Origin of the sequence: Burkholderia sp. Se-20378 (assembly GCF_017104665.1) — a bacterium.
GTDB classification, from domain to species: domain Bacteria; phylum Pseudomonadota; class Gammaproteobacteria; order Burkholderiales; family Burkholderiaceae; genus Burkholderia; species Burkholderia lata.
The window spans coordinates 1-6,246 of the sequence record NZ_JAAGPG010000498.1 but is presented as its reverse complement, the minus strand read 5'-3'; the positions used below and the strand labels follow the sequence as shown (position 1 = coordinate 6,246).

Sequence of the window (6,246 nt, the reverse complement as noted above, 5' to 3'; positions counted from 1 at the left end):
GCCCTGCATGTACGGCGGCAGCGGCGGCAATTGCGGCACGCCGCCGCGCCCGCCGCCGAGATCCATCTTCGGGGCGGCGCGGCTGATCGGCTTGCCGACGGTCGTCTGCGACACGCGCTTGCCGTCGCCCGGGTGATACATCCGGTTCAGCAGCGACGCGACGCCCGGCATCGTCACCGTCGTGCCGTCGACGTTGACGTCGCGGTCGGCGGCCCACGCGTGCTTCAGCGAGAACACGCGGATCGTCGTGCCGCCCGTGCGCGCGGAATTCTCGTCGAGCCGCGCGGCGATGCTCGTCACGAGCTCGACATAGCGCGGCGGCCCCGCGACGAGCGCGGTGCGCTGCTGCGCGTTGTAGGTGACCGGATAGCGCGGATCGGCGACCTTCATCTGCTCGAGCAGATCCCGCAGGTCGCCCGTGTTCGCGTGATCGAGCTTGACGAGCGTGCTCTTCATGTCGCTCGCGGGCGTCACGTACAGCACGGTGCCGTCGTAGTACCAGACGAATCCGAACGACGCGGAGAGCGTGTCGAGGAAGCGCTGCGGCGACATCTTCATCTTGCCGCTGACGGCGCCGCTCACGCCGGGCGCGACGTTCGCCGCGATGTTCTGGCTCGCGGAGAGGTCGCGCAGGACGTCCTTCACGTCCTTGCCTTCCGCCGCGTACTGGATTTCGGTGCTGCGCCAGCGGATCGGCGCGGCATCGACGGAAAGGCTCGCAAGCGAGCACATCAGGGACAGAAAAATGGAAATCTTGGCCTTCATGGGTCCGTCCGGTGAGGACGCGCGGCCGTCGGTCGGACAGGCGCGCGCCGCGAATGGGAGACCCGTGCAGTTAACCGCATCCGGGCGCGGCGGCGGCCGCGCGCGGCGAAGGTCCGTTCAATAGAACGAATTGATGGTCCAGCCGGTTGCGAGCGGCGTCTGAAGGAAGGTCTGGCCGCCGCCGCAATAGGAGGACGTCCACGGCGTCTTCGCGTAGCCGTCATACGTCGCCCATTTGCTCGAAAGCCTGACCGTGTATCCGTTGCGCGGCTCGGCGGCCACGTTCAGCGTGACGTTGATCGTCGCGGCGTCCTCGCGCAATTTCGACGACTGCGCCTCGTTGTGCGCGATCACCCTGTTGCCCTGACGGTCGATGACGTCGACGACCAGCCGCATCTGCCCTTCTCGCCCCTTCTGGTCGCAGGTCGCATAGCTCATGTGCATGTATGCGCTCACCGCAATCAGCCCATTGTTGTCGAGCTTCACCGGCCGGTCGATCGTGTACGTGTACGTGCCGTCCCGTTCGTAGGTGATGAGCGGCGGATTCGGATACCCGCCACGGTAGGTGAACCCGCACGAAAAATCACTCGCGCCAGGCGTCTCCATCAGGATCGCGCATGCCGTGTCGGTACCGCCGATCTTGATCCCTGACTGCGGCAGCCACTTGCCGTCCTGGCATGACAGCACTTGTCCGTCCTGGCCCATCGATACGAGGCCGGCAGTCGGACGATTCTTGTCGGGCGCACACGGCGTGTTGACGACGACACGCCCGGTGATCTCGTACTGGTTCGCGGAAACGACGCCGGGCACGATCAGGTTGTCGTTCTGATCGACCGCGAGCGCCTGCCAGGCGGCGCCCGTCCACGCGTAGGCGCGGAATTTGTCGAGCGTGAGGCGTACGTCGCCTTTCTCGTTCGATGCATCGGTGGGCAGATCGTTGGTCCTTTCGACAGGATCCTTCCAGTGGCCGCCAGCGCCGCGCCACACGCCACTCTTGCAGCTCAGCAGATTGCCGAATGCGTCCGCGCCAAGCTTGCCGTTCGTGAAGTTGCCGGCCGTTCCGCAGTTCGCCGCGTCGGGGTTGCCGGCCGTGAACGTGTGCGTGAGCCAGATCGGCACCTGCATCGCGTTCGCCTCCGGATGGCCGCCGACGCCAACGCGGTACAGGTAATCGCTGTTGATCTGCTGGCCCGGGCCGTTGAAGAAGATCTCGTTCGCGAGGTGACCCACATTCGGCGGCGTGGCGCCTTTCGGATCGCAGGTTGGCGAGCTGCCGCCGAGAAACGTGCCGAGCGGCATCCGCCACGCGTCGAATGCGCCGCGCACTTCATTCGGAAACGCCCGGCTGATCGAACCGCCGCCCGGCCCCGCACTCGCGGCGACGAGCCCGAGTTCCTTGTCGCCGATCGTCTCGCCGCCGGTCGTCACGACCAGCGCGTCGAGCCCGGCGCCGAGTGCGCTCCGCTTGACGAGTACGCACGTGTTCTGGCCGTATGCATTCGTCGGCCGAAGTGCTGCGGGCAGATCATTCGTCGCCTGCAGATCGGCAAGCTTCATCACGATGGGCGTTTGTTTGTTCGCGCGCTGCAGCCACGCATCGTAATCGCGCCTCAACGCCCGCGTGGCGGCGGCCGTCACCTGCGCCTGGTATTGCGCAGCCTGCTCCGCACGCACGTCGTCCAGCGACGAATCCATCATCATCGCGATGCCGGCGAGCATCACTGCTGCGATCGCCAGCGCGCCGAGCACCTCGATCAGCGCGATGCCGCGCGCGCGGCGACGGGAAGACTTGAAATGCATCAGTACGCTTGCCCCATCCAGACCGGCATGCCGTTCGCAATCTTCAACCCGGCTGGCAGCGGCACGCCGCTCACCGGCGCGTTCGGATTCGCGTTGCCGGGGCGCACGACCGCATTGCGATACGCGACGCCCGCGAACAGCGAACCGTCGGCGAGCGTCGTGATTTCGCCGATGATATTGACGGACGGCGCCGCCGACGCATACGCGACGACGGTGCCGTCCATGACGTAGTTGCGCCATAGCGGGTTCGCGCCCGGATACCACGCCGGAAACGGCAGCCGCGTATCTGGCACCGCGCCACGTGTGCCGGGATGCACGCGCGCATAGTCGAGCGTCGCCTGCCGGTAGATGGCGAGGTTTTCGGCGAGCGCCTGCGCGGTGCGCGCCGGTTGCAGTGCGGGAATGGCGGACGGGTCATGCAGCGTCGCATAGACAGCGGCGATCGACGCGAAGGCCAGTGCGGCGGCGAGGGCGTACATAAGTGACGTGGCGGATGGCGAATGAGTCTGGTGGTGTCAGTTCGACGTCCAGACGATGGTGGCGCTATCGGTGCAATTGTCCGTCGCAGCGCTCGGCGAGACCGGATAATCGATGGACTTATTGCCAATCGTTGCCGATTTCCAGTTTCCGCCGGCCGTCAACGTATTGACGCAGACTTCTCTCGGCACCTGCGTGTAAGCGACTGTGAAAGTCTGCGTCGCACCGGTCACGGTCACAGTCCCTCCCCAGGTATTCGAAACACCGCCTTTGCCGTCCTGTGTCAGCGTCGCCGGAAACACCTTCGCCGCACTCAAATTCGCGTTCATCGAATCCTTGCCGTAGTTGTTCACCTGCCCCATGTAAAGCTTTTTCGTGCCCGTCTGAATCGCATTCAGATCCTCGGTCAGCCGATTCGTATTCGCGCTCGAGAACGCCGACCCGAGCAGCGCGATCGCGCCGACGATCACGATCGCCGCGACGCCCAGATACGCGATGCTCTCGAGCAGCGACGCACCGCGCTCCTTGCGGTGCCTCCGGCAGAACGCCGGTGCGTGTCGATAGGCGGGAGGGTTGGCGAGTGGTTTCATAGTGTGTTCTCCAGAATTGAAAATGCGCGACGTCAATGCATCGCGCGCGTCATTGCGGCGATTTCCTGCTGGATGCCGAAGAAGCCCGTCACGAGCCAGCCGATCACCATCGCGAGCGCGACGATCGCGACGCCGTTAAGCACGCGCATCTGCGCGGTAATCCGCGCGACGCCCTCTTCGAGCCATTCGTCGGCGAGCATCTTGAGTGCCGTGTCGAAGCCGCGGTATTCGGCGTAGATGCACAAATCCTCGACGATCTCGCGCGACGGAAACTGATAACCGGCGTTGCGCAGCGCCTCGCCTGCGTTGAGGCCCGACTTCACGCCGACCAGCGTGTCGTCGATCCGCTCGCGCAGCCACGGCTCCGCGACCGCGCCGATCTTGAGCAGCGCCCGCTCGACCGTGACGCCCGACGCCTGCAGCACCGAGAACGCGATCAGGAAGCCGCTGCCCGTGACGAGCCGGTAGATCGAATAAGGCGGCACGCGATCCGCGTAGATGCGCAGCGGCCCGCGCCAGCGCGGCAGCGACCACGCGAGCGCGGCGAGCACCGCGACGAGCGCCGCGACGACGACCGGCATCCAGCCCTGCACGAACAGCGACATCAGGTACAGCGAGCGCGCGGCGCCGCGCCAGTGCGTCGGATCGGCGATCAGCGCGAACTTCGGGATCACGTGCGTGCCGAACAGGTACAGATAACCGATCACCATCACGACCAGCCCGACCGGATACGCGACGCCGCCCGTGACTGCGCGGCGGATCTTGCGGCTCGACTGCACGATGTCGGCGACCGACACGAGCGCGTCCTCGATGTGCCCCGCCTGCTCGCCCGCCGCGACGATCATCTGCTCCGTCGCGGGTACCCATGCCTCCATCGCCTCCGACAGCATCCGGCCGTTCTGCACGGCGAGCCGCCAGTCGGACAGCACGATCGCGAGCGCCTCGCGCGGCTTGCGCCCTTCGCTCGACGCACGCCATTCGAGTTCCTCCAGCACCTTGAGGAGCGGCACCCCGTTGCCGAGCATCTTCGCGATCTTCCGATAGACGCGCAGCCGCTCGTCGGCATTCAGGCAGAACTTCGCCCAGCGGCGATTCAGCTCAAGTGCCATAGCTGAATCCGACGAGCGACAGTTGCTGTCGCGCTTCGCCCGCAACCGGCGCGAGCGTGCCGACGACGCGCTCGACGCCGCGCGGATCGACGAGCCCCGCCGCGACCTTGCGCAGCGCGTGCTCGCCAAGCGTCATCCCGCCGCGCGTGGTGGTCCAGTACTCGAGCGCGCCGGCCTTGTCGCCGTCGCGCAGGAATTCGAACAGCCGCGCATCGGGCAGGATCACTTCGGCGACGACGGTGCGGCCGATCGTGCCGACCGTGCGGCAGTGCTCGCAGCCATCGCCCGCGATGCACACGTCGTGCATCCGGCTGTCGAGCGCGAGCCGCAGCCGCGCGAACAGGCCCGGCTCGATCCGGTCCGGATGATCGACGAGCCGCAGCTTGCAATGCGGACACAGCAGCTTCACGAGACGCTGGCTGATGAGCCCCGAGATCACCGTGTGATCAGTGACCATCCGCGCGTGCAGGCCGAGATCGATCAGGCGGTCGGCGATCGCGAGCGCGCTGTTCGCGTGCACCGTCGTCCACACCTGGTGGCCCGTCATCGACGCGCGCAGCGCCGTTTGCCCGGACGCGCGGTCGCGGATCTCGCCGATCATGATCGTGTCCGGATCGAGCCGCATCGCGTTCGTGATCGCCGCCGCGAACGCGAGCGCGCGCGCGTCCTCGGTCGGCGCGTTCGCGACGGGCGTCTGCACCGCGCCGTCGATCGGATATTCGATCGGGTCCTCGACCGTGATCACGTGCAGGCTGCCGCGCGATTCGTCGATCTGGGCGGCGAGCATCCGCTGCAGCGTCGTCGATTTGCCGGAACCCGTCGGGCCGCTGATGATGTTCATCCCGTGCGGCTGTGCGCGCAGCGCACGGAACGCCGCGACGTGCTCGGGCGCGAAGCCGAGCGCCGCGAGATCGGTCGCGTCGCCCGCATCGTTGTACAGGAGCCGCAGCACCATCAGGCTGCCTTCGTTGGTCGGCGTCGTCGCGATCCGCACGCCGTACAGATCGTCCGGCAGCTTGTCGCGGTCGCCAATGCTCGCGTCCTGACGTTCGCTCGGCCGGTAGCTGTTGTCCGACACGGTCGTCATCGCGCCGTACAGCGTCGCGAGCAGCCGCTCGCCGTGCTCGCGCGTGTGCTCGTTCACGCGCATGAGCTCGTTGTGGATCCGGAAGTAGACCTCGGTGCTGAAGCGTCGTACGCGGATATGGATGTCCGATGCGCGCTCGCGGCACGCGCGGCCGATCAGCTCCTTCGCGAGCACCTGCATCACCGTGTGATCGAGCCGCTCGCCGCCGCCCGCGGCGTTCTGCCGGTACGCCTCGCGCACCTGCATCAGCGTCGCGGGCGTCGGCCGGTACGGCCGGCCCATCCGGTCAAGCCGCGCGCGATACGACAGCACGAACGGATTCATCTCGTGGCCGTCGGCAATCAGGAGACACCCGTCGTCGAGCAGGCAGACGAACTTGCGTTCCTCGACGCTCGCGGCGAAGTCGCCAGCTTCGCTG

6 protein-coding genes are annotated in these 6,246 nt (G+C 66.8%); all 6 read right to left on the bottom strand.

All coding sequences use genetic code 11. The annotated features are described in order from the left end of the window. On the bottom strand, positions 1–765 hold a 765-nt coding region (locus tag G3N93_RS32145; protein WP_374196526.1), incomplete at its 3' end, for a secretin N-terminal domain-containing protein. Between the two features lie 117 nt (positions 766–882). Beyond that, positions 883–2,565: a type II secretion system protein gene (locus G3N93_RS32140; RefSeq protein WP_206134768.1), complete on the bottom strand. Its 1,683-nt coding sequence runs from the start codon at positions 2,563–2,565 to the stop codon at positions 883–885. Further along, on the bottom strand, positions 2,565–3,044 hold the full coding sequence (gene pilM / locus G3N93_RS32135) for a type IV pilus biogenesis protein PilM (RefSeq protein ID WP_174947157.1): 480 nt from the start codon (positions 3,042–3,044) through the stop codon (positions 2,565–2,567). The genes G3N93_RS32140 and pilM overlap by 1 nt, the downstream gene beginning before the upstream one ends. 36 nt (positions 3,045–3,080) lie before the next feature. Beyond that, positions 3,081–3,632 (bottom strand): type 4 pilus major pilin, encoded by a 552-nt coding sequence (locus G3N93_RS32130; RefSeq protein ID WP_206134767.1) that lies wholly within the window; start codon positions 3,630–3,632, stop codon positions 3,081–3,083. Positions 3,633–3,664: 32 nt separating this feature from the next. Continuing rightward, complete coding sequence (locus tag G3N93_RS32125) at positions 3,665–4,741, bottom strand: type II secretion system F family protein (protein WP_206134766.1); 1,077 nt, start codon at positions 4,739–4,741, stop codon at positions 3,665–3,667. Beyond that, positions 4,731–6,246, bottom strand: a 1,516-nt coding sequence (locus G3N93_RS32120; protein WP_206134765.1) for a GspE/PulE family protein, incomplete at its 5' end; no start/stop codon positions are given. The genes G3N93_RS32125 and G3N93_RS32120, both read right to left, overlap by 11 nt.

Excerpts from the sequence above, each read along its gene's own strand:
- G3N93_RS32140 (WP_206134768.1), bottom strand. The coding sequence starts at position 2,565 with ATGCATTTCAAGTCTTCCCGTCGCCGCGCGCGCGGCATCGCGCTGATC.
- pilM (WP_174947157.1), bottom strand. The coding sequence starts at position 3,044 with ATGTACGCCCTCGCCGCCGCACTGGCCTTCGCGTCGATCGCCGCTGTC.
- G3N93_RS32130 (WP_206134767.1), bottom strand. The coding sequence starts at position 3,632 with ATGAAACCACTCGCCAACCCTCCCGCCTATCGACACGCACCGGCGTTC.
- G3N93_RS32125 (WP_206134766.1), bottom strand. The coding sequence starts at position 4,741 with ATGGCACTTGAGCTGAATCGCCGCTGGGCGAAGTTCTGCCTGAATGCC.